21 protein-coding genes are annotated in these 19,063 nt (G+C 67.7%); 9 read left to right on the forward strand and 12 right to left on the reverse strand.

Annotated features, from left to right (window positions below):
• Positions 1-37: 37 nt before the first annotated feature.
• The 3 genes from ACNQVK_RS24245 (at position 38) to ACNQVK_RS24255 (ending at position 2,731) form a co-directional block, all read left to right on the forward strand.
• The gene (locus tag ACNQVK_RS24245) at positions 38-1,099 is read left to right on the forward strand and encodes a DUF1214 domain-containing protein (protein ID WP_418031553.1); all 1,062 of its coding nucleotides are present in this window, start codon (positions 38-40) and stop codon (positions 1,097-1,099) included.
• Positions 1,096-2,280, forward strand: coding sequence for a sulfotransferase family protein (locus tag ACNQVK_RS24250; RefSeq protein ID WP_418031554.1), 1,185 nt, complete (start codon positions 1,096-1,098; stop codon positions 2,278-2,280). Before ACNQVK_RS24245 ends, ACNQVK_RS24250 begins: the two co-directional genes overlap by 4 nt.
• Positions 2,281-2,350: 70 nt before the next feature.
• Positions 2,351-2,731: a PaaI family thioesterase gene (locus ACNQVK_RS24255; protein WP_044517617.1), complete on the forward strand. Its 381-nt coding sequence runs from the start codon at positions 2,351-2,353 to the stop codon at positions 2,729-2,731.
• Positions 2,732-2,733: 2 nt separating this feature from the next.
• On the opposite strand, the gene ACNQVK_RS24260 is transcribed toward ACNQVK_RS24255, so the two are convergent.
• The 7 genes from ACNQVK_RS24260 to sigI form a co-directional block, all read right to left on the reverse strand.
• Positions 2,734-3,321 (reverse strand): DUF1707 SHOCT-like domain-containing protein, encoded by a 588-nt coding sequence (locus tag ACNQVK_RS24260; protein WP_090425176.1) that lies wholly within the window; start codon positions 3,319-3,321, stop codon positions 2,734-2,736.
• Positions 3,322-3,344: 23 nt separating this feature from the next.
• On the reverse strand, positions 3,345-5,168 hold the full coding sequence (locus tag ACNQVK_RS24265; RefSeq protein WP_418031555.1) for a penicillin-binding transpeptidase domain-containing protein: 1,824 nt from the start codon (positions 5,166-5,168) through the stop codon (positions 3,345-3,347).
• Positions 5,169-5,328: 160 nt separating this feature from the next.
• Entirely contained in the window at positions 5,329-6,183 is an 855-nt protein-coding gene (locus ACNQVK_RS24270) for a GNAT family N-acetyltransferase (protein WP_044517610.1), read from the reverse strand.
• A gap of 55 nt (positions 6,184-6,238) precedes the next feature.
• Positions 6,239-7,372 (reverse strand): flavodoxin-dependent (E)-4-hydroxy-3-methylbut-2-enyl-diphosphate synthase, encoded by a 1,134-nt coding sequence (gene ispG, locus ACNQVK_RS24275; RefSeq protein WP_418034294.1) that lies wholly within the window; start codon positions 7,370-7,372, stop codon positions 6,239-6,241.
• A gap of 30 nt (positions 7,373-7,402) precedes the next feature.
• Positions 7,403-8,623, reverse strand: coding sequence for a M50 family metallopeptidase (locus tag ACNQVK_RS24280; RefSeq protein WP_418031556.1), 1,221 nt, complete (start codon positions 8,621-8,623; stop codon positions 7,403-7,405).
• Entirely contained in the window at positions 8,620-9,792 is a 1,173-nt protein-coding gene (gene dxr / locus ACNQVK_RS24285) for a 1-deoxy-D-xylulose-5-phosphate reductoisomerase (protein ID WP_418034296.1), read from the reverse strand. Before dxr ends, ACNQVK_RS24280 begins: the two co-directional genes overlap by 4 nt.
• Before the next feature lie 53 nt (positions 9,793-9,845).
• Positions 9,846-10,700 (reverse strand): RNA polymerase sigma factor SigI, encoded by an 855-nt coding sequence (sigI, locus tag ACNQVK_RS24290; protein ID WP_418031557.1) that lies wholly within the window; start codon positions 10,698-10,700, stop codon positions 9,846-9,848.
• 80 nt (positions 10,701-10,780) lie between these two features.
• On the opposite strand from sigI, the gene ACNQVK_RS24295 reads away from it, so the two are divergent.
• Positions 10,781-11,623, forward strand: a complete 843-nt coding sequence (locus ACNQVK_RS24295) for an NAD(P)H-binding protein (RefSeq protein WP_418031558.1) — start codon at positions 10,781-10,783, stop codon at positions 11,621-11,623.
• Between the two features lie 24 nt (positions 11,624-11,647).
• Complete coding sequence (locus tag ACNQVK_RS24300) at positions 11,648-12,088, forward strand: nitroreductase family deazaflavin-dependent oxidoreductase (RefSeq protein WP_418034298.1); 441 nt, start codon at positions 11,648-11,650, stop codon at positions 12,086-12,088.
• Positions 12,089-12,163: 75 nt separating this feature from the next.
• Here ACNQVK_RS24300 and ACNQVK_RS24305 read toward each other — a convergent pair whose 3' ends face one another.
• The 3 genes from ACNQVK_RS24305 to ACNQVK_RS24315 are packed head-to-tail and all read right to left on the reverse strand — an operon-like array spanning position 12,164 to position 14,406.
• Complete coding sequence (locus ACNQVK_RS24305) at positions 12,164-12,982, reverse strand: DUF4097 family beta strand repeat-containing protein (protein ID WP_418031559.1); 819 nt, start codon at positions 12,980-12,982, stop codon at positions 12,164-12,166.
• 21 nt (positions 12,983-13,003) lie between these two features.
• Complete coding sequence (locus ACNQVK_RS24310) at positions 13,004-13,480, reverse strand: histidine kinase (protein WP_276129653.1); 477 nt, start codon at positions 13,478-13,480, stop codon at positions 13,004-13,006.
• Between the two features lie 56 nt (positions 13,481-13,536).
• Positions 13,537-14,406: a TIGR03619 family F420-dependent LLM class oxidoreductase gene (locus ACNQVK_RS24315; RefSeq protein ID WP_418031560.1), complete on the reverse strand. Its 870-nt coding sequence runs from the start codon at positions 14,404-14,406 to the stop codon at positions 13,537-13,539.
• Between the two features lie 51 nt (positions 14,407-14,457).
• Between ACNQVK_RS24315 and ACNQVK_RS24320 the strand changes: the two genes are divergently transcribed.
• On the forward strand, positions 14,458-15,792 hold the full coding sequence (locus ACNQVK_RS24320) for a cryptochrome/photolyase family protein (protein ID WP_418031561.1): 1,335 nt from the start codon (positions 14,458-14,460) through the stop codon (positions 15,790-15,792).
• Between the two features lie 87 nt (positions 15,793-15,879).
• Positions 15,880-16,134, forward strand: a complete 255-nt coding sequence (locus tag ACNQVK_RS24325) for a DUF2631 domain-containing protein (protein ID WP_044517600.1) — start codon at positions 15,880-15,882, stop codon at positions 16,132-16,134.
• A gap of 22 nt (positions 16,135-16,156) precedes the next feature.
• Here ACNQVK_RS24325 and ACNQVK_RS24330 read toward each other — a convergent pair whose 3' ends face one another.
• Both ACNQVK_RS24330 and ACNQVK_RS24335 read right to left on the reverse strand, forming a co-directional pair.
• A complete protein-coding gene (locus ACNQVK_RS24330; protein ID WP_418031562.1) occupies positions 16,157-17,023 on the reverse strand; it encodes an acyl-CoA thioesterase in 867 nt (288 codons plus the stop codon).
• Complete coding sequence (locus tag ACNQVK_RS24335) at positions 17,023-17,616, reverse strand: hypothetical protein (RefSeq protein WP_418031563.1); 594 nt, start codon at positions 17,614-17,616, stop codon at positions 17,023-17,025. The genes ACNQVK_RS24330 and ACNQVK_RS24335 overlap by 1 nt, the downstream gene beginning before the upstream one ends.
• A 209-nt stretch (positions 17,617-17,825) precedes the next feature.
• On the opposite strand from ACNQVK_RS24335, the gene ACNQVK_RS24340 reads away from it, so the two are divergent.
• Positions 17,826-18,533, forward strand: a complete 708-nt coding sequence (locus ACNQVK_RS24340; protein ID WP_418031564.1) for a DUF427 domain-containing protein — start codon at positions 17,826-17,828, stop codon at positions 18,531-18,533.
• 46 nt (positions 18,534-18,579) lie between these two features.
• Positions 18,580-19,053 (forward strand): SRPBCC family protein, encoded by a 474-nt coding sequence (locus ACNQVK_RS24345; RefSeq protein WP_418031565.1) that lies wholly within the window; start codon positions 18,580-18,582, stop codon positions 19,051-19,053.
• Positions 19,054-19,063 lie beyond the last annotated feature (10 nt).

Raw genomic sequence — 19,063 nt, forward strand, 5'->3', positions numbered from 1 at the left:
CGTATGAGACTACGTCTCATTTGAGATTGTGTCTCACATGAGCGAAGAACGCGCCCCCAAAACCGCCGAGGCCTGGCAGTTCGTGCAGAAGATGCTCGGCGATATCACCGAGATCGTGAAAGCCGACGCCCGCGATGAACGTGAACTGCTCGACGGGCTGCGGGTGGTGTCCCGGGTGACGGCGCTGTGCTCGGAGCTGTCCGTGGAGGCCGACCCGGAACTGCCGTGGTTCTTCGACATGTGCTCCCCCACCAGGATGGTCGGCGGCCCAAATCCCGACGGCCGCTACCTGCTCGCGATGATCCGCGGCGACCGCACCTACCGGATCACCGGAACCCGGGGCTCCAGCGCCTATCTGGGTTTCCAGGTGCTCGCCGGCACCGGCATGACCCCGCGACGGATGGCCGGCTACCTCAGCGATACCGAGCTGAAGCTCGACGACGGCACCTTCACGATCATCGTGTCGGCCGAGCGCCCGGCCGGACTCGACGGCGCGCAATGGCTGCAGATCCCCACCGACGCCGCCTCGATCGTGGTGCGCGAGTACATCGGTGACGCGGCCGCCGAGTCGCCGGCGGCCCTGCAGATCGAGACCCTCGACGCCGGTCCCCCACAGGCGCTGACCGATGCCGAGGTGGCCGAGCAGTTCACCGCGATGGCCTGGACGCTGATGAAGCTGACGACTCTGCACCGCACCATCAAGCCGGAGCTGCTCACCCGGCCCAACGAGCTCGTCACCGCCGAAGCCGCCGCCCTGGGGTCCGCCGACACCACACCCGACAACCTCTACATGATCGGCACGTTCGACCTTGCCGACGACGAGACACTGCACCTGGAGTTCACCCCGCCGGACACTCGCTACTGGAACGTGACGCTGGAGAACATCTGGCACGAATGCATCGAACCGCGGCGTAGACACAGCTCGGTGACCGACAAGGGGGTTTCTCCCGGCGCTGACGGAAGAGTCCGAATTGCCATCGGCGGCAAGGACTCCGGCAACGGCCACTGGCTGGATACCGGTGGCCGCCGCCGAGGGTTTGTGGTGTTGCGTTGGCTGGACAACCCCGCGGCGCCCGACGTGAAGGTGACGGTGCGATGACCAACCGATTCGACCCCGACACCCTGATCGCACAAGCTTGCGAAATCGCGGGCACCGACGATTTCGGCGAACCCGCCGGCTGGCGCGAGCACCTCGCACTGCTGGCCGACGGACTGGCAGCCGAGGCCCAGCTGAACGACCTGGGCGTTGAGATCGCCGTGATGGACATCGTCGGGCCGCTGGTCAACCGGCTCCGAATCATGCAGTGGCGTAGCGAAAATCCCGCCGTCGCCACCACTCCGGTCACCCGCCCGATCTTCATCGTCGGCCAGCCCCGCACCGGCACCACGATCCTGTTCGATCTGCTCGCGCAGGATCCCGCGTTGCGGCCCCCGCTCACCTGGGAGGTCGATGCTCCGTGGCCGTTGCCGCAGCCCGATACCTACACCACAGATCCGCGAATCGCCCAGATCCAGGCCAACATCGAGATGTCCGAGCAGCTGGTGCCCGGATTACTCGCGCATCACCCGATGGGTGCGCTGGTCGGGCAGGAGTGCGTGCGCATGTCAGCCGGGCAGTTCTGCAGCATGATCTTCTCGGTGCAGTACCGGCTGCCCACCTACTACCGCTGGCTGCTGCATGACGCCGACCATCGCGACGCCTACCGTTACCACCGGATGTTCCTGCAGCACTTGCAGTCCGGCGTGCCGGGAATCGGTGCACCCACCCAATGGCTGCTCAAGTCGCCCGCACACCTGTGGCAGCTGGAAGCGTTGGTCGCCGAGTACCCGGACGCGCTGATCGTGCAGACCCACCGTGATCCGCTCAACGTCATCTCCTCGATCGCGGCCCTCACCACGCACCTGCGTCGACTGGCCTCCGATCACAGCGACATCACCGAGTGCGCCCAGCAATCGCGCGAGGAGATCATCGTCGGACTGGAGCACTCGATGAAGGCCCGCGACTCCGGGGTACTGGCCCCCGGCCAGATCGTCGACGTCCAGTTCGCCGACTTCATCCGCGATCCGTTCGCCACCATCGGCGGGATCTACGAAGCACTGGACCGCGAGTTCACCCCCGTGGCCGAGCAGCGCATGCGGGACTTCCTGGCCGCCCACCCCGGGGACAACGGCGGTGCGCGATATTCCTGGCGCAACACCGGTCTGGATGCCGGGGAGGTCCGTGCCCAGGTCACCGGCTATCAGGAACGGTTCGGCGTCCCCACCGAGGCACTGCGATGACGCCGTAGGAGAGCGCCCCTCTCAACAAGCGGTAATGGTGTTACCGTACGGAGATGACTGAGGCACGGCGATGACCGAAACCGTTCATGTGCTGCACCTGCTGGACTACCGCGAGGTGGAGTCCACAGCTGACCGGCTGGTGCTGGAGATGGACAACCGGCCCGACCTCGCCAACGTTCGCGGTGCCCTGCAGGGCGGGCTGGTCGCCACCCTGATCGACATCGCGGCGGGCATGCTGGCCGGCAACGCCAGCGGTGTCGGCTATGACGTGACGACCGCTGACCTCAACATCCACTTCCTGGCACCGATCATGGGCACAGCCCGCGCGGAGGCGAAGATCGTGCGGGCCGGTAAACGCCTCATCGTGACGTCGGTCGATGTCACCGATGTCACGCGTGATCGGCTGGCCGCCCGCGCGACGCTGACGTTCGCGGTGCTTGAGCCACGCTGACATCAGGTCCGGCGCAGCGTCAGCTTCCAGTTCCGGCGCGGCCCACGGATATCCACCGACCCGCACACCACCTTGCCGGTCAGGATGATGTGCGGGGTGCCGTCGGCAGGCGCATCGCGGCGGTGATCGTCGGCGCTGCCCACGATCACCTCGACGTCATCGATCGACGCACTGGCCCCTTCGGGCAGCCGGATCTCCACAGACCCGAATTTCATGTCCAGCTCGATGACCACCATCGGCCCGGCGAACCGGGCCCGGGTCAGGTCCAGCTCCACCGAACCCATGCGGCGCACCAATGCCAGCCGGGTCGGAACGGTCCATTCACCCTGGCGCTTCAGCGAACCGAGCACCCCGCGCAACTCGACCCGGTCGGTGGCGGTGGTGACGATCGCTCCCGGTCCGGGCAGGTCCCCCACCAAGGCGTCCAGGTCCGAATGCAGCCGAGCGTGCGACACCAACGCCGAGCGCTCCTCGAACTCGGCGATGTCGATCAGCCCGAGTGCCACGGCATTGTGCAGCCGCCGCAGCGTGCCGTTGCGGTCCGCATCGGAGACGCGCAGGTCCACCGATTGTTCATTGATCCCTGTCATGGCAGGTTCAACGGTACCGCCGTTCAGGCCAGGTAGTCCGTGGGCAGGCTGTCGAACATGGTCTTGCACATCCGCACCGCGTACTCCGAACTGCCGCCGCCGACGATGAGCGCCGCGAATGCCATGTCCCCGCGGTATCCGGCGAACCAGGAGTGCGAGCCACCCATGAACTCGGCCTCGCCGGTCTTCCCACGCACATCGCCGAGGCCGTTGAGGTCCTTGGCCGTGCCGTTGGTCACCACCAGCCGCATCATCGGCCGCAGTCCGTCGATCATCTTCGGGCTGATCGGGGCGCCCGCGCGGTCGACCATGGTCTGGCGTCCCTCGATGAGTTGGGGCACCGGAGTCTTGCCTGCCGCCACGGTCGCAGCCGCCAGTGCCATACCGAACGGGCTGACCAGCACCTTGCCCTGGCCGAAGCCATCCTCGGTGCGCTCGGCCAGGTCTACCGTCGGCGGCACCGAACCGGTCAGCGTGGGGATGCCGTCCACCTGGTAGTCGGTGCCGATCCCGTAGCGCGCGGCGGCCTGGGTGAGGCCACGTGGGGGCATCCGGCTGGCGAGTTCCCCGAAGGTGGTGTTGCACGAATTGGCGAAAGCCCGCGACATCGGCACCGTGCCGAGATCGAACGCGTCGTAGTTGGTGACGGTCCGGTGGCCGATGTCGAGCGTGCCGGGGCACCCCAAAAGCGTGTTGGGCGTTGCCATGTCGCGCTCGATGGCGGCCCCTGCGGTGATCATCTTGAAGGTCGAACCGGGCGGGAACTGACCCATGGTTGCCAGCGGTCCGGCGACATCGGCGGAAGCGTTCTGCGCGACCGCGAGGATCTCTCCGGTGGACGGTTTGATCGCGACGATCATCGCCTGCTTGCCGGTGCTGTTGACCGCGTTCTGCGCGGCGTTCTGCACGGCGCGGTCCAGGCTGATGGTGATCGACGGCGCCGGATCGCCCGCCACCTCGTTGAGCACATCGACGTCGACGCCGTTCTGGTTGACCGTGACCACGCGCCAGCCCGGCTGGCCGTTGAGTTGGTCGGTCACCGATTTCTTGACCTCGTTGACGATCGCCGGAGCGAAAGTCTCGTCGGTGGGCAACATTTCGGGCTGCGGGGTGACGACGACGCCAGGGAGTCGGCCGATGGCCGGAGCGATCCGGTCATTGTCGGATTGACGCAGCGTGATCAGGCTCATCGGCTGTGCGGACGCGCTGGCCTGTTCGGCAAGCCGCTGGGGGTCGCCCAGGGCGGGGTCGAACGGGCGCAGCGCATCGGCCACCGCCCGGGCCGTCGGCATCAGCGAGGCTCCGGCCGCCCTGGCATCCAGCGCGAAGTGATAGATGTAGCCGGGCACCAGCACATCGGTGCCGCCCCGCTCGTTGACCGAGGCCCGTCGCGGAGCATCGGCCCGCAGCGCGAAGGTTTGGTGCTCACCCAGTCTCGGGTGCAGTCCGGTGGCATTCCAGCGCACCTCCCACCGGCCCTCGTCACGGATCATGTTGAGCTGACCGTCATAGGTCCAGGTGCGGTTCTTGGGCAGGTGCCAGGTGTAGCGGTAGGTGACGCTGCCGGTGTCCTCGGCGTACTTCGAGCCCAGGATCTGCGCGTCGAGTCGGGTGGCCTGCAAGCCGTTCCAGGCTTCGCCGAGGGCGGTCTTGGCATCCTCGGGCCGATCGGCCAGCGCGGCGGCGGCCGCGGTGTCACCAGTGGCCAGTGCCGCGAAGAACTGCTCGGCAGCGGGCTCGGGCCCGTCAGGGCGTGGGGTGCAGGCACTCAGCGCCGTTGCCCCGAGGACCGCGATGACCGTCAACAGGCCGGCGGTCCGTGTGACTGATGTTGTTTGAGTTGCCATTGAGGCTGATGTTAGAAACGCGGACGCCGGTTTCGTCGGAGGCGCACCGATACCGAACCGAGACTGTCGTGAGACCGACAAGTTGCCCCGCCCGCTTCACAGGTCCAGAGCACGCAACAGGATCTCGAGATCGCGCCGGTGACGCCCGCTCCCGCAGGGCTCAGTCCAGCAACACCGTCGCGAACGTACCGACCTGCTCGAATCCGATGCGGGCGTATGTCGCCCTGGCGACAGTGTTGTAGCTGTTGACGTACAAGCTCGCGATGCGACCCGACCCCACAACGGCGGTCGCCAGCGCTGCTGTCCCCGTGGTTCCCAGCCCGTGGCCGCGCCACTCGGGATGCACCCACACCCCCTGGATCTGGCCGACCGACGGAGACTGCGATCCGACCTCGGCCTTGAACACCACCTCGCCGCGCTCGAACCGGGCCCACGCCCGTCCCGCAGCGATCAGCCCGGCAATCCGGCGGCGGTAACCACGGCCGCCGTCGCCCAGCCGCGGGTCGACACCGACCTCGCCGATGAACATGTCGACGGCCGCGACAAGGTAGGCGTCGAGTTCCTCCATGCGCACCGGGCGGACCGCCGGGTCGATCGCGCACTGCGGCATCGAGTTCAGCGCCATCAACGGTTGTTGCTCGCGGACGTCACGGGCGGTACCCCACACCGATTCCAGCCGCCGCCACATCGGCATCACCAATTCGGCCCGGCCGACCAGGGAGGAGCACCGACGCGCGGTACTCATCGCCTTGTCCGAGAACGCCTTGAGGTCCTCGGCATCGCCGCGCAACGGGATCAGGTTGGGGCCGGCGTAACACAGTGACTCGGTAACGCCGCGCCTGGTCCACAGCTCCCCGCCGATCGCGCCATGTTCGACGCCGAACTCGGCGACCCGTGCGGCGACCATGCAGGACCCCACCGGGTCCTCCTCGAACACCTGCATGCAGGGGGTGGCGTCACGCACCACGGAAACCCGTCGCTCGTCGACGAGTCGGAACAGCGGCGGTGCCGACATTGGCGATTCCCTCTGCTCAAGCCAAGGTTGGGTGACCCCGCCCACAGGGTCGCTATCAGCTTACGGTCACCACTGGCGAACCGGTGGCATCATCTGAATCCGCCGCCTCCGCCAGGCGCATGGCCTCTTCGATGAGTGTCTCGACGATCTGCGCCTCGGGCACGGTCTTGATGACCTCACCCTTGACGAAGATCTGGCCCTTGCCGTTGCCGGAGGCGACCCCGAGATCGGCCTCGCGGGCCTCGCCCGGACCGTTGACCACGCAGCCCATCACCGCCACCCGCAGCGGGACATCGAGACCGTCCAGGCCCGCGCTCACCGCGTTGGCCAAGGTGTACACGTCGACCTGTGCCCGACCGCAGGACGGGCAGGACACGATCTCCAGACCACGCGGCCGCAGGTTCAGCGACTCCAGGATCTGATTGCCGACCTTGACCTCTTCGGCCGGCGGGGCCGACAGCGACACCCGGATGGTGTCGCCGATGCCCTGCGACAGCAGCGCGCCGAACGCCACCGCGGACTTGATGGTGCCCTGGAACGCCGGTCCGGCTTCGGTGACACCGAGGTGCAGCGGGTAGTCGCACTGGGCGGCCAATTGCCGGTAGGCCTCGACCATGATCACCGGGTCGTTGTGCTTGACGCTGATCTTGATGTCGCCGTAGCCGTGCTCCTCGAACAGCGACGCCTCCCACAGCGCGGATTCGACCAGCGCCTCTGGAGTCGCCTTGCCGTACTTCTGCATCAACCGCGGATCCAGCGAGCCGGCGTTGACGCCGATGCGGATCGGGATGCCCGCGGCGCCTGCGGCCTTGGCCACCTCCTTGACCCGGCCGTCGAACTCCTTGATGTTGCCGGGGTTGACGCGCACGGCCGCACAGCCGGCGTCGATCGCGGCGAAGATGTACTTGGGCTGGAAGTGGATGTCCGCGATGACCGGGATCTGGCTGTGCCGGGCGATCTCGGCGAGCGCGTCGGCGTCCTCCTGCCGGGGGCAGGCCACCCGGACGATGTCGCAGCCCGAGGCGGTCAGCTCGGCGATCTGCTGCAGCGTCGAGTTCACGTCGTGAGTCTTGGTGGTGCACATGGACTGCACCGCGATCGGGTGCTCACTTCCGATGCCCACACCGCCGACATCGAGCTGACGGGTCTTGCGCCGCGGCGCCAGAGTTGGCGCGGGCGGCGCCGGCATGCCCAGACCGATGGACGTCACAAGGTTCTCCTACTGGAAGATGCTGAGGGGGTTGACCAGGTCTGCCGTGACGGTCAGCAACGTATAGCCGAGCACGACCACCAACACCACATAGGTGGCCGGCATGAGCTTGAGGTAGTTGACCGGGCCTGCGGCGACTTTGCCGCGGGCCGCACGGATCATGTTGCGGATCTTCTCGTATGTCGCCACCGCGATGTGGCCGCCGTCGAACGGAAGCAGCGGCACCAGGTTGATCGCGCCGAGCACGAAGTTCAACTGCGCCAGGAAGAACCAGAACGCCACCCACAACCCAGCCTCGACGGTCTCGCCGCCGATGATGCTGGCGCCGACCACGCTGATCGGCGTTTCCTTGTCCCGCTCACCGCCGCCGATGGCCTGCACGAGGGCGCCGATCTTGGTGGGGATCTTGGCCAGCGATTTGCCGAGCTCGACGGCCATGTCGCCGGTGAACGAGATCGTGGCCGGCACAGCGGCGATCGGGTTGTACGGGGTGGGCGGGGCAACCTTGACCGCGCTGACGCCGATCGCGCCGACGGTGGCGGGCGTCTTGGCGTCCGCGCTGGTGAATCGCTGGGTCTGGGTGACGTCGACGACGGTCGTGATGGTCTGGCCGTCGCGCTTGAGCTCGATGGTCACCGGGCCGTCGAGCTTGCGCACCGCGGCGGCCATCTGGCTGAAATCGGAGACCTTGGTGTCGCCGACCTTGACGATCTCGTCGCCGGATCGGATGCCGGCTTGCGCCGCAGGTCCCGGCCCCGTGCACTCGTCCATCTTGTCGAGACTCAGTTGCGCTGCGACACAACCGGTTTCGCCGACGATGGCGGTGGTGGGCTGAGTGATGTTGGGCAGACCCCACATGATCGCGATGGCGTACAGGAGCACCAGGCCGATGATGAAGTTCATTGCGGGCCCGGCGAACAGCACCGCGACGCGCTTCCACACCTTCTGCTTGTACATGGCGTACGGCCGGTCTTCTGGCGCGATCTCATCGACCGAAGTCATGCCCGCGATATCGCAGAACCCGCCCAGCGGGATGGCCTTGATGCCGTACTCGGTCTCTCCCAGCTCGTTGGGACGCCGCGTCGACCACAGCGTGGGACCGAAGCCGACGAAGTAGCGGCGCACCTTCATCCCGGTGGCGCGCGCCACCCACATGTGCCCGCATTCGTGCAGTGCCACCGATACCAGGATGGCCAGCGCGAAGAGCGCGATGCCGATAACGAACATCATTTGGTGACGAGCCCTTTTCTCATGGATTTCTCCTCAAAGCGCGTGCCGATGCCCTCTCGTGCCTTTTCTCTGGCCCACCGCTGCGCGTCGAGTACTTCTTCCACGGTAGCGGGTTCGACCGCCCACTGGTCGGCAGCGTGCAACACGTCACCGACGGTTTGCACGATGGTGGGAAAGTTGATCCTGCCCTGAAGGAAGGCCTCCGCCGCTTCTTCGTTGGCCGCGTTGTACACCGCGGTCAGGCAGCCGCCGCGGGTTCCGGCCTGCCGGGCCAGATTCACCGCGGGGAACACCTCGTTGTCCAGGGGCAGGAATTCCCAGGTGGAAGCGGTGGTGAAGTCGCAGGCCAACGCTGCTCCCGGGACCCGCGCCGGCCAGCCCAGCGCCAGCGCGATCGGCAGTTTCATGTCCGGCGGGCTGGCCTGGGCCAGGGTCGAACCGTCGGTGAAGGTGGCCATCGAGTGCACGATCGACTGCGGATGCACCACGACCTCGATGTGGTCGTAGTCGATGCCGAACAGCAGATGGGTCTCGATCAGCTCCAGACCCTTGTTGACCAGGGTCGCCGAGTTCAGCGTGTTCATCGGGCCCATCGACCAGGTCGGGTGCTTGCCGGCCTGCTCCGGGGTGACCGATTCCAGGTCGGCGGCCGACCATCCCAGGAACGGGCCGCCCGAGGCGGTGAGGACGATCTTGGCGACCTCGTCGGCGGTGCCCCCGCGCAGGCACTGGGCCATCGCGGAATGCTCGGAGTCGACGGGAACGATCTGACCCGGTGCGGCAGCCTTGAGCACCAGCGGCCCACCTGCGACCAGCGACTCCTTGTTGGCCAGGGCCAGGCGCGCGCCGGTGGCCAGGGCAGCCAGCGTCGGCGCCAGCCCCAACGCGCCGACCAGTGCGTTGAGCACCACATCGGCCTCGGTGTTCTCGACCAGCCGGGTGACCGCGTCGGGCCCGGCGTAGGTCACGTCGCCGACCTTGTCGGCGGCCCGCTGGTCGGCGACCGCGATGTTGCCGACGCCGGTCGCGGCGCGCTGGGCGGCGAGCAGGTCGGGGTTACCGCCGCCGGCAGCCAGACCGACGACCTCGAACCGGTCGGGGTTGGCCGCGATGACCTCGAGCGCCTGGGTGCCGATCGATCCGGTGCTTCCGAGTATCAGCACACGCATTCTGTCGCTCACCGGTCCATTGTGCCGCGTGCCGGGCCCGGTGGCGCCGACGGTCACCGCATCCGGGCCGACGGGTCGGCGGTGGCCTCGATCTTGAGCACCAGGCCGTCGCGGATGGTCAGGGTGACGACCGCGAACAGCCGGCGGCGGTCGTATGCCAGGAGCACCGGAGCCCCGGCCGCCCCGCACACCAGGGTCGCGCCCGGTCCCAGGTAGCGCAGCAGGTTCGTCGCGACGGCGTCGGGGCCGTGGTTGATCTGTGGAGGCGGCGCCGGATAGGCCAAGACCGTACCGACGCCCCACACGGTCGGGTCGAGCACCGAGGTCAGCGCCTGCACATCGCCGGTGGCGCATGCGGAGATGAACTTCTCCATCACCTGGCGGTGTTCGACGACGGCGACATCGACGGGCCGGTGCGCGGCGGTGGTGAACTTCGTCCTGGCCCGGCGCGCCAGCTGCCGGCAGGTTCCCACCGGCCTGCCGACCGTCTCGGCGATCTCGTCGAACGGCACCGCGAAGACATCGTGCAGTACGAATGCCACCCGCTCCCCGGGGCTGAGGCGGTTCAGCACCTCGAACAAGGCGGCGCGGACCTCGTCGTCGAGCGTGACCCGGTCGGCCGGGTCCGCGTCCGCCGACGCCGTCGATTCCAGGACGACGCCCGGATCGGGACGCTCGAGCCGGGAACGGGCGGATCGAACGTGATCGAGGCAGAGCCGTCCGGTCACCACCGTGAGCCAGGCGCGTACGTCGTCGAGGTGCTCGCGGTCGGTACGGGCCAGCCGCAGGAATGCCTCCTGGGCGACATCTTCGGCATCGCCGATGTCGCCCACCATCTGATAGGCGAGATTGACCAGGTACGGGTGGTGTTCCCGCCAGGCCGCCTCGAGACCCGCTGATCCGTTCATGTGCTTACGACGAATCAGGGGCCCGGAAAGTTACCGGTGGCGGTTGTAACTTTTCCGGCGACCGCCCCGTCCTTGATGGCATGAACACAATTCTCGTCACGGGCGCAACCGGCAATGTCGGCCGCCCGCTTGTCACCGAACTCGTCCGTGCCGGTGCCCACGTGCGCGCCCTCACCCGCAGCCCCGAAACCGCCGGGTTTCCGCCCGGTGTCGAACTGGTCCGATCCGCCGCCGAGGGCGTGGCGGGCGCCTCCGCGGTACTTCTCAACTCCCGTGCGCTCGAGCAGGAATTGGCCCCGACGGTCGAACTGGCCCGGGCCGCGGGTGTGCAGCGTCTGGTCGCGTTGTCGGCGATCAACGCCGATGACGACGACTCTAGGCAACCGTCGCGCGTGCGCGGGGACCGCAACCGCGAAGTCGAGCAGCTGGCCGTGGCCTCCGGCCTGGAATGGGTCAGCCTGCGCCCCACCGTGTTCGCGTCCAATTTCGCGGGCATGTGGTCGGCGCAGATCCGGGCCGGCGATGTGGTGAGCGGCCCGTACGCCGACGCATCCACCGCGGTGATCGTCGATGCCGACATCTCCGCCGTGGCCGCCGTGGCGCTACTGACCGACGACCTTGTGGGACAACGCATCCCGCTGACCGGACCGCAGGCACTGACCAACACCGAGCTGGTGGACACGATCGGACGGGTGCTGGAGCGGCCGCTGCACTACCGCGAGGTGCCCACTGACGTGGTGCGCCGGCGGTTCGTCGACCTGGGCTTTCCGGCGCCGTTCGCCGATGCGTACATGGGTCTGCTGGCCGACACCGTAGAACGGCCGGCGCTGGTGACCCATGAGGTCGACAAGATTCTCGGACGCCCCGCGACGACGTTCGCCGACTGGGTCGACGCACATCGTGGGTTGTTCACCAATAGTTGAGGAGGACAAGACATGTCACAGAATATGACCGAGCCGCAACCACCACGCTGGCTCAAACCCATGAACAAGGTGATGATGGCGGTGCAGCGCCTCGGACTTCCGACCGGGCCGGCCATGGTGCTCACCGTCCCGGGACGCAAGACGGGCAAGCTCCGCAGCACTCCGATGACGCCGTTCGATCACAAAGGTGGCCTGTACACGGTGGCGGGCTATCCCGGCTCGGACTGGGCGGCCAATGCACGTGCGGCCGGCACCGGCACCCTCACCAGGGGCCGGCGATCCCGACAGGTCCGCATCGTCGAACTGACGCCCGACCAGTCGCGTCCGGTGCTGCGCGCGTTCGCGGTCAAGGTTCCGGTCGGAGTCGGCTTCGCCAAGCGCAGCGGTCTCGTGATCGACGGCACGCCCGATGAATTCGAGAAGCTGGCCGGGCGGCTGACCGTGTTTCGGTTCGATCCCGCCTAGCGATTCGAGGCTTTCGCGCGATAACGCCGAGGATTGCGGTCAGTATGTGACTGCAATCCTCGCCACGGACACAACCTAAGCGGACGGACCGGATGCCGCCGACGCGACCGAACGGCGGATCGAGATGTCTCCCGAGCCGGTGCGGGCGTGCACCATGAACGTCTCGTCGCCGTCAACCGGCCCGTCGGAGGCGTCCAAGCCGTTGTCGACGGTGCCGGAGTGGGTCTTGAGCTCGAGCCGCGCCGCGGTGCCCTCGGGAATGCCGACTTCGACTTCACCGCTGCCGGTTTGCGCGCTCAGGGCACCGCTGACCCCGACACCGACCGTGACGGAACCCGATGCGGTCTGGTGCTTGACGTGCCCACGCAGTGTCCCGACGGCCAGGCTGCCGCTGGCCGCCTGGAACTTGACGTCTCCGTCGATGCGGTCGATCGATGCATCACCGGACGCCGTGGCGATGCGTGCGTTGCCCGCGACATCGCCGATCGAGACATCGCCGGATGCGCTGTCCGCCTTGATGTTCCCGGTGACGGTCGCCACCCGGATCGCACCGCTGGCAGAGGCACAGCGGCAGTCCGAGTAGACGCCGTCCGCGTCGATGTCGGCCGATGCGGAAGACAGGTTCAGCCGGGACCCTGTCGGCAGGGCGATGTCCACGCGAACCGCTCCCCCGCGCCCCAACGACAAGACCTTTCTGCCCGCGGTCACCACCAGGGTGCCGTTGTGAAAATCGACGCGGGCCTGTTCGGCCGCGCGCACATCGGAGGACCGTTCGGGATCCCGCGGCGCGATGTCGACCACGGTGTCGTCACGGTCGGTGGCTGCCAGGTGCACCGCACCGGCAACGACCTCGACGACGGCCGTGATGGGTTCGGAGGTGTGGAACGTGGGCATCGGATTCTCCTTCGGTCAGGTTCAGCGGACCCAGCCGCTGAAGGTCTTGTCGCCGCCACGGCTCTGCCGACCGGCCCCACCGAGGGCCGCCGCGGCGGAACGCACGAGCCAGGTGTTCACCGACACGCCGTCACGACGGGCGGCGCCCTCCACCCCGGCGCGCAGGCTCTCCGGGAGTCGCAGGGACACCCGCCAGGTGCCGCCGCCGTCATCGTCGGGGACATCCACCGACGGCGCTGCCGCTGGAACATCGGCCTCCGCGGGCTCGACGGTGAACTCGGGGTCACGGCCGTTGAGCCGGACATGTACCGATCCGGGCGCGAGTTCACGCGTGATCTGCTCGGCCGCTTCGGACAGCGCTTCCAGCAGTGCGAGCCGCAACGCCGATTCCAGCGGCGCGGTCAGCCGCTGGGCCAACGCCTCAGCCTCGGCGCCTCCCGCGGCCGCGGCGACGGCGAGCTCGTGCCGGACGGTCTCGACATACGGCTGCAGATCCATGATGTCATGATGACATCATTCTGATGTCATCGCAAGCGTCATTCTGACGCGCGGCGCTAGCCCACCTTGGCGATGAAGGTCTCCGCGAACCGCTCGATGGGGCCGCGGAACCGGTCGGCGCCGGTGGCACCGTTGGGCGCTGTCAGCCAGGGCGCGCACATCACCGCGGTGATGCCGAGATCCTCGGCCCGCTTGTACAGATCCGGCGAGGGCGGATCGAGCAGGGCCAGGATGATGTCGAACGGCTCGTGTTGCCGCCCGTATTCCCGGCGCAGTTCGGCCAGCCTGTTGGCGTACGGGGTCGCCTGTTCCAGGGTGTAGGCGTAGCCGATCCAACCGTCACAGGAGCGGGCCGCGCGCCGCAGCGCCGCCTCGGATTCACCACCACACAGGATCGGCACCGGCCCGGGCGGGTGAGGCTCGATCATCAGCTCGGGGACCGAGTAGTAGCGCCCCTCGTACGACACCCAACCGCCGCGCCAGATCTCGCGCAGCGCCGGGATCATCTCGTCGAGCCGCTTGCCGCGGGTGTCGAAATCCTGGCCCATGAGCTCGAACTCCTCCCGCATCCACCCGACCCCGACGCCGAGGGACACCCGCCCACCCGAGATCACCGCGGCCGTTGCGACCTGCTTGGCAACCTCGAGCAGCGGACGCGCGGGTGCCACGTACACGGCGTTGGAGAATCGCAGCCGACGCGTGAGCGCCGCCATCGCCCCGATCAGTACCCAGGAGTCCGGCCAGCTGGTCTCGGGCGCCCACGGGGGCTTACCGGTCGGCGAATCCGGGTAGGGCGACGACAGTTCGCGCGGGTAGATCATGTGGTCCGAGCACACCATGCCGTGGTAGCCGGCTTCGTCGAGCAACGGCGCCACCGTCAGCGCGTCGGCGACATCCATGAATGCCGTACCGCTCCAGAACTGCATCTACCAAACCCCTCCGTGTTTTCCGGTGTGTTCACAGGCAGCATGGACCACATGCCCACGCTGCTCTGGTTTCGGCGCGACCTGCGTTGCTTCGACCATCCCGCCCTGCTGGAGGCAGCACAACGGGACGGCGAGGTACTCGCCTGCTATGTGCTCGATCCGCGATTGGAAGCATCCGCGGGTGCGCGTCGCCTGCAATATCTGTATCGGGCGTTGCACGAACTGTCCGACAACCTCGACGGAAATCTGCTGGTGACCCGCGGCCGACCCGAGCAGCGGATTCCGGCGCTGGCGCGGGCCGTCAGCGCCACCTCGGTGCACATCTCGCAGGACCACGCGCCGTTCGGGCGCCGTCGCGACGACACGGTCGCGGCGGCACTCGGCGAGACCGCCCTGTGCGCAACGGGATCGGGCTACCTGGTGTCGCCCGGCCGGATAACCAAACCGGACGGCGCGCCGTACCGGGTGTTCACGCCGTTCTTCCGCGCCTGGCGCCGGCACGGCTGGCGTGTTCCAGCGGACAGCGGACCCGAATCGGCGCGCTGGATGGACCCCGCGGACGTACCGGCGGGCAGCTGCGATCGCATCGAAATTCCTTCTGTGACAGAGGCTCTGACGTTCGATGTGGGTGAGCGCGCGGCGAGGGCGCAGTGGCGGGAATTCGTGGAGCAGGGATTGCCCGACTACCCGGCCCATCGCGACCGCCCTGACCTCGACTCCACCAGTCGGATGTCGGCACACCTCAAGTTCGGCACCATCCACCCTCGGACCATGGCAGCTGACCTCGACTCCGGCGATGACGCCTATCTGCGGGAGATGGCCTTCCGAGATTTCTACGCGGCGGTGCTGCACCACTGGCCCGACAGTGCGTGGCAGAACTGGAACCGCGATTTCGACGCGATCGAAACCGATGACGACGATGCGGCCGTGCGGGCGTTCGAGGCCTGGAAGGACGGCCGGACCGGATTCCCGATCGTCGATGCCGGGATGCGACAACTGGCCGCCACCGGGTTCATGCACAACCGGGTGCGCATGATCGTGGCTTCGTTCCTGGTCAAGGACCTGCATCTGCCCTGGCAATGGGGTGCGCGCTGGTTTCTCGAGCAGTTGGTCGACGGCGATGTGGCCAACAACCAGCACGGGTGGCAGTGGGCAGCCGGTTGCGGCACCGACGCCGCGCCGTACTTCCGTGTTTTCAATCCTGGCCTGCAGGGAGCGAAGTTCGACCCGGACGGCGATTACATCCGACGCTGGGTCCCGGAGTTGGCCGATGTCGTCGACGTGCACAAACTGGGTACCGACCGGCCGGTGTCGTACCCGGAACCGATCGCCGACCACGCCGAGGAGCGACTGGAGGCGCTGCGGAGGTACCGACACCTGGGTTGACCCCCCACGGCCGGCATACGACACAGCGTCGTATGCCAGAATGTCCGCAAGCCAAGCCAGAAGCCAGTTCGATCCGGAGGAGCAAAAGTGGTCAGCACCGAGGTGGAGCGCAGCAACGGCGTCGACGTCGAGGACGTGCCCTCGGCAGCGTGGGGCTGGTCGGATCTGAACATCAAGGTGATCCACATCGGCGGCATTCTGTCCGCGATCTTCCTGCTGGTCATGATGCACGGCAACCACATCGGGCACGTTGAGAACTGGTTCCTCATCACGTTCGCGGCGCTCATCTTCCTGGCCGTGGCCCGGAACATCTGGATGCGTCGCCGCGGCTGGATTCGCTAGCCGCACATCGCGCACGCCGGCCCTACAACCGGGCCGGCACATCGATCGAGGTATCCACCGGCCGCATCGGCCGGATCAGCCCTTCCTGGGCGAATGACGCCAGCAGTTCACCGTCCTCGGTGTGCACCTGACCGCGCACATAAGACATTCCCTGTCCGGCCGCGGTGCTCTCATGGCTGTAGAGCAGCCAGCCGTCCCACTCCACGGCCTCGTGGAAACTCACCGATGTCGACATCAACGCCGTCGACACCGTGGCGTGCGCCTGCGCTGTGCCCACCCCGCGATGCGGTCGCATGGTGGTCGAGATGCCGAGTTGCCCGGTGAAATACGCCAACAACGCCTTGGCGAGGTCGTCGCGTTCGGGAATCGGGTCGTAGCGCAGCCACGCATAGAGTTCGGGCGGTCCCACCTCGTCGGGACTGTTGACATCGACCACGTCGACCAGCCGCAACTCGTGGCCGAGCATGGCCCGCCCGGCCGGATGGGCGTCGTCCGGTGTCTCGACGTCGGGTCGCAATGCATGGTGGCTGACCACATCGTCGGTGGGCACATCGGCCAGCACAGTCACGGTCGCGCACAGCCGTGAATCCTGACCCACGGCGACCACCGCGGTCGCCGTCGAGCGCCCCTCGTGCACCACGCTGACGGCCAGCTCAACCGTGGAGTCGATCTCGACCGGCCGGGTGAAGACCGCGTGTGCGGACCGAATCGTCTTGTCCGGGAATCGCTTTGCCGTCGCAACGATGGCCTGGCCCAGCGCCTGCGCACCCTTGGCCACCCGCCTGCCGTCGGTTCCGGCCGGTCCGGTCACGCCGACGAATCGATCTGGACCGGCAGGTGTCACGTCGAACACCTCGAGCAGGCCCGCGACCGATGCCTGCACCGGCATCAACACACCGGAACCAGGTCCGCATCGAGCAGGCCCGCGGACCGCCCGCACCGGAACAGGGTCTCCACCGTGTCTGCCGACGCCGGGTCCATCCCGGCCACCGCCAACGCGTGAGCCTTGAACGCCAGCGCGGCCGCGCTCGGCCGGTACCGCGCCCGCTGGATCTGCAGGCCGAGACCGTCTGGTCCCCGCGATCCGAAAAACACCACATCGCCACCCGGATTGCGCAAGGTGAGCCCGTGGTCACCGGGCTCGAAGCGGGAGGTGCCGATGGCCGTCATCACCACCGCGTCCGCCTCCGCCGATCGCCACAGCCCGCTCGGGCCAACGGCTTTCAGCCCGAGGATGCCCAGCGCACGCTCATCTCCGACCTCGTCGGCGGCGACGCTGACCCGCCAGCCCGCCATCGCCCGGTCGAACAGCCATCCGCCGATGCCCGACACCACATCGGCGACATCGTCCGCCACCACGTTCAGCTCGTACTGCAGAGCCTTCTCGGGACGGATCCGAGGCCGGGCGAACGGGACCGCGAGCGCATCGCCGCCGCCGCGCACCTCGGACAACTGTGCGGACATTCCTGACTGTGGGGACATAGGGCATCCAATCCGGGTCCAAGGGGCTGATCGGCCGGCACTCTCGACGGGGGTGTTGCGGTGTGGCCCGCCTCACCCAACAGCGTGACATTTCCAAGAGAATCTGTAAAGCTTCTATCTTGACGCAGCGGTCGGCCGGACGATCGGCACCGATGCGTCCCACAGACGCGCCCGGGTCCCGGCCCATCAGCCAAATTGGAGGTGTTGCAATGAGTCTCGTCGCAGGGCGGGGTCCGTTGAGTACACAACCGGCCGGTTGGTTCACGCCCCCGCTGGCAGATGGCACGGTCTACATCGAGCCCCACCCGCGCCGCATCCAGGCCTTCCGCGGCGATGCCGCGCTGCTCGACACCGAGCACGCCCTGATGGTGCACCGCGCCGGTCACCCGCTCAGCTATGCGTTCCGCAGCGATGAGGTCGGCGACCTTCCGCGCGAGCCGGTGGTCGAGGCACCGGGCTATGTCGCGGTGCCCTGGGATGCCGTCGACGCGTGGTTCGAAGAGGGACGCAAGCTGGTGCACTACCCGCCCAACCCCTACCACCGGGTCGACTGCCGTCCGACCCGCCGCGGCCTGCGGGTGACCGCCGGCGACGCGGTCCTGGTCGACACCGACGACACCGTCATCGTGTTCGAGACGGCCCTGGAACCGCGGCTCTATGTGGATCCCGCCCGGGTCCGCACCGATCTGCTGCGGCCCAGCCCGACCACGTCGTACTGCAACTACAAGGGCACGGCCGCCTACTGGTCGGCGGTCGCCGGCGACACCGTGATCGCCGATGTGGCCTGGAGCTACCCCGACACGCCACCGGAATCCCTGCCCATCCAGGGGTTCCTCAGCTTCGACGCTACGCGCGTCGACGTGCTCGCCGAACTCCCCTCGTCCGGGACGTCGGCAACGTGCGGCTGCGAACTCTGACCTGCAAACCGACGACCACCCGCACCACCGAGGAAGGCAACCGACATTGGGCATCGTGACCACCAGCTCCGAGACGGCTTTCACCCAATCCGCCGAGGAGGTCTACGACTTCGTCACCAACCCGGCGAACTGGGTGAAGACGTACCCGGGCAGCGCGCACATCGGCGGACTACCGGAGCGGCTGCCGCTGCAGGTCGGTGACACCTGGACCGAGGCCGGACCGGACGGCGCACAGATCTACACCTGGCACCTGGCGATCGCCATGCGTCCGCGCATGTGGGTGTTCAACTCGGTGGGCCGGCTCGGCCACGACAGCGACGGGAACGGCGGTATGGAAGGCCGGATCACCGTGCAGTACCAGTTCACCCGACCGGGCAATGACATCACACTGTTCAGCCGCACGATGACCATCGAGGCCTACAAGGATTCCCCACTGCCGGACGCGCTGTTCCGAGTGGTCAATCCGGCAAACATCGACAAGTATCACGCCGCGGTGGGTCGGGAGCTGGCCCTGCGCTGAGCCGCGAATC

It is taken from the genome of Mycobacterium sp. 134 (assembly GCF_048282715.1).
Lineage (GTDB): Bacteria > Actinomycetota > Actinomycetes > Mycobacteriales > Mycobacteriaceae > Mycobacterium > Mycobacterium septicum.

What these genes read in the sequence shown, in the direction of transcription:
- ACNQVK_RS24245 (WP_418031553.1), top strand. Translation starts at nt 38, where the DNA reads ATGAGCGAAGAACGCGCCCCCAAAACCGCCGAGGCCTGGCAGTTCGTG.
- ACNQVK_RS24250 (WP_418031554.1), top strand. Translation starts at nt 1,096, where the DNA reads ATGACCAACCGATTCGACCCCGACACCCTGATCGCACAAGCTTGCGAA.
- ACNQVK_RS24255 (WP_044517617.1), top strand. Translation starts at nt 2,351, where the DNA reads ATGACCGAAACCGTTCATGTGCTGCACCTGCTGGACTACCGCGAGGTG.
- ACNQVK_RS24260 (WP_090425176.1), bottom strand. Translation starts at nt 3,321, where the DNA reads ATGACAGGGATCAATGAACAATCGGTGGACCTGCGCGTCTCCGATGCG.
- ACNQVK_RS24265 (WP_418031555.1), bottom strand. Translation starts at nt 5,168, where the DNA reads ATGGCAACTCAAACAACATCAGTCACACGGACCGCCGGCCTGTTGACG.
- ACNQVK_RS24270 (WP_044517610.1), bottom strand. Translation starts at nt 6,183, where the DNA reads ATGTCGGCACCGCCGCTGTTCCGACTCGTCGACGAGCGACGGGTTTCC.
- ispG (WP_418034294.1), bottom strand. Translation starts at nt 7,372, where the DNA reads ATGCCGGCGCCGCCCGCGCCAACTCTGGCGCCGCGGCGCAAGACCCGT.
- ACNQVK_RS24280 (WP_418031556.1), bottom strand. Translation starts at nt 8,623, where the DNA reads ATGATGTTCGTTATCGGCATCGCGCTCTTCGCGCTGGCCATCCTGGTA.
- dxr (WP_418034296.1), bottom strand. Translation starts at nt 9,792, where the DNA reads ATGCGTGTGCTGATACTCGGAAGCACCGGATCGATCGGCACCCAGGCG.
- sigI (WP_418031557.1), bottom strand. Translation starts at nt 10,700, where the DNA reads ATGAACGGATCAGCGGGTCTCGAGGCGGCCTGGCGGGAACACCACCCG.
- ACNQVK_RS24295 (WP_418031558.1), top strand. Translation starts at nt 10,781, where the DNA reads ATGAACACAATTCTCGTCACGGGCGCAACCGGCAATGTCGGCCGCCCG.
- ACNQVK_RS24300 (WP_418034298.1), top strand. Translation starts at nt 11,648, where the DNA reads ATGACCGAGCCGCAACCACCACGCTGGCTCAAACCCATGAACAAGGTG.
- ACNQVK_RS24305 (WP_418031559.1), bottom strand. Translation starts at nt 12,982, where the DNA reads ATGCCCACGTTCCACACCTCCGAACCCATCACGGCCGTCGTCGAGGTC.
- ACNQVK_RS24310 (WP_276129653.1), bottom strand. Translation starts at nt 13,480, where the DNA reads ATGGATCTGCAGCCGTATGTCGAGACCGTCCGGCACGAGCTCGCCGTC.
- ACNQVK_RS24315 (WP_418031560.1), bottom strand. Translation starts at nt 14,406, where the DNA reads ATGCAGTTCTGGAGCGGTACGGCATTCATGGATGTCGCCGACGCGCTG.
- ACNQVK_RS24320 (WP_418031561.1), top strand. Translation starts at nt 14,458, where the DNA reads ATGCCCACGCTGCTCTGGTTTCGGCGCGACCTGCGTTGCTTCGACCAT.
- ACNQVK_RS24330 (WP_418031562.1), bottom strand. Translation starts at nt 17,023, where the DNA reads ATGCCGGTGCAGGCATCGGTCGCGGGCCTGCTCGAGGTGTTCGACGTG.
- ACNQVK_RS24335 (WP_418031563.1), bottom strand. Translation starts at nt 17,616, where the DNA reads ATGTCCCCACAGTCAGGAATGTCCGCACAGTTGTCCGAGGTGCGCGGC.
- ACNQVK_RS24340 (WP_418031564.1), top strand. Translation starts at nt 17,826, where the DNA reads ATGAGTCTCGTCGCAGGGCGGGGTCCGTTGAGTACACAACCGGCCGGT.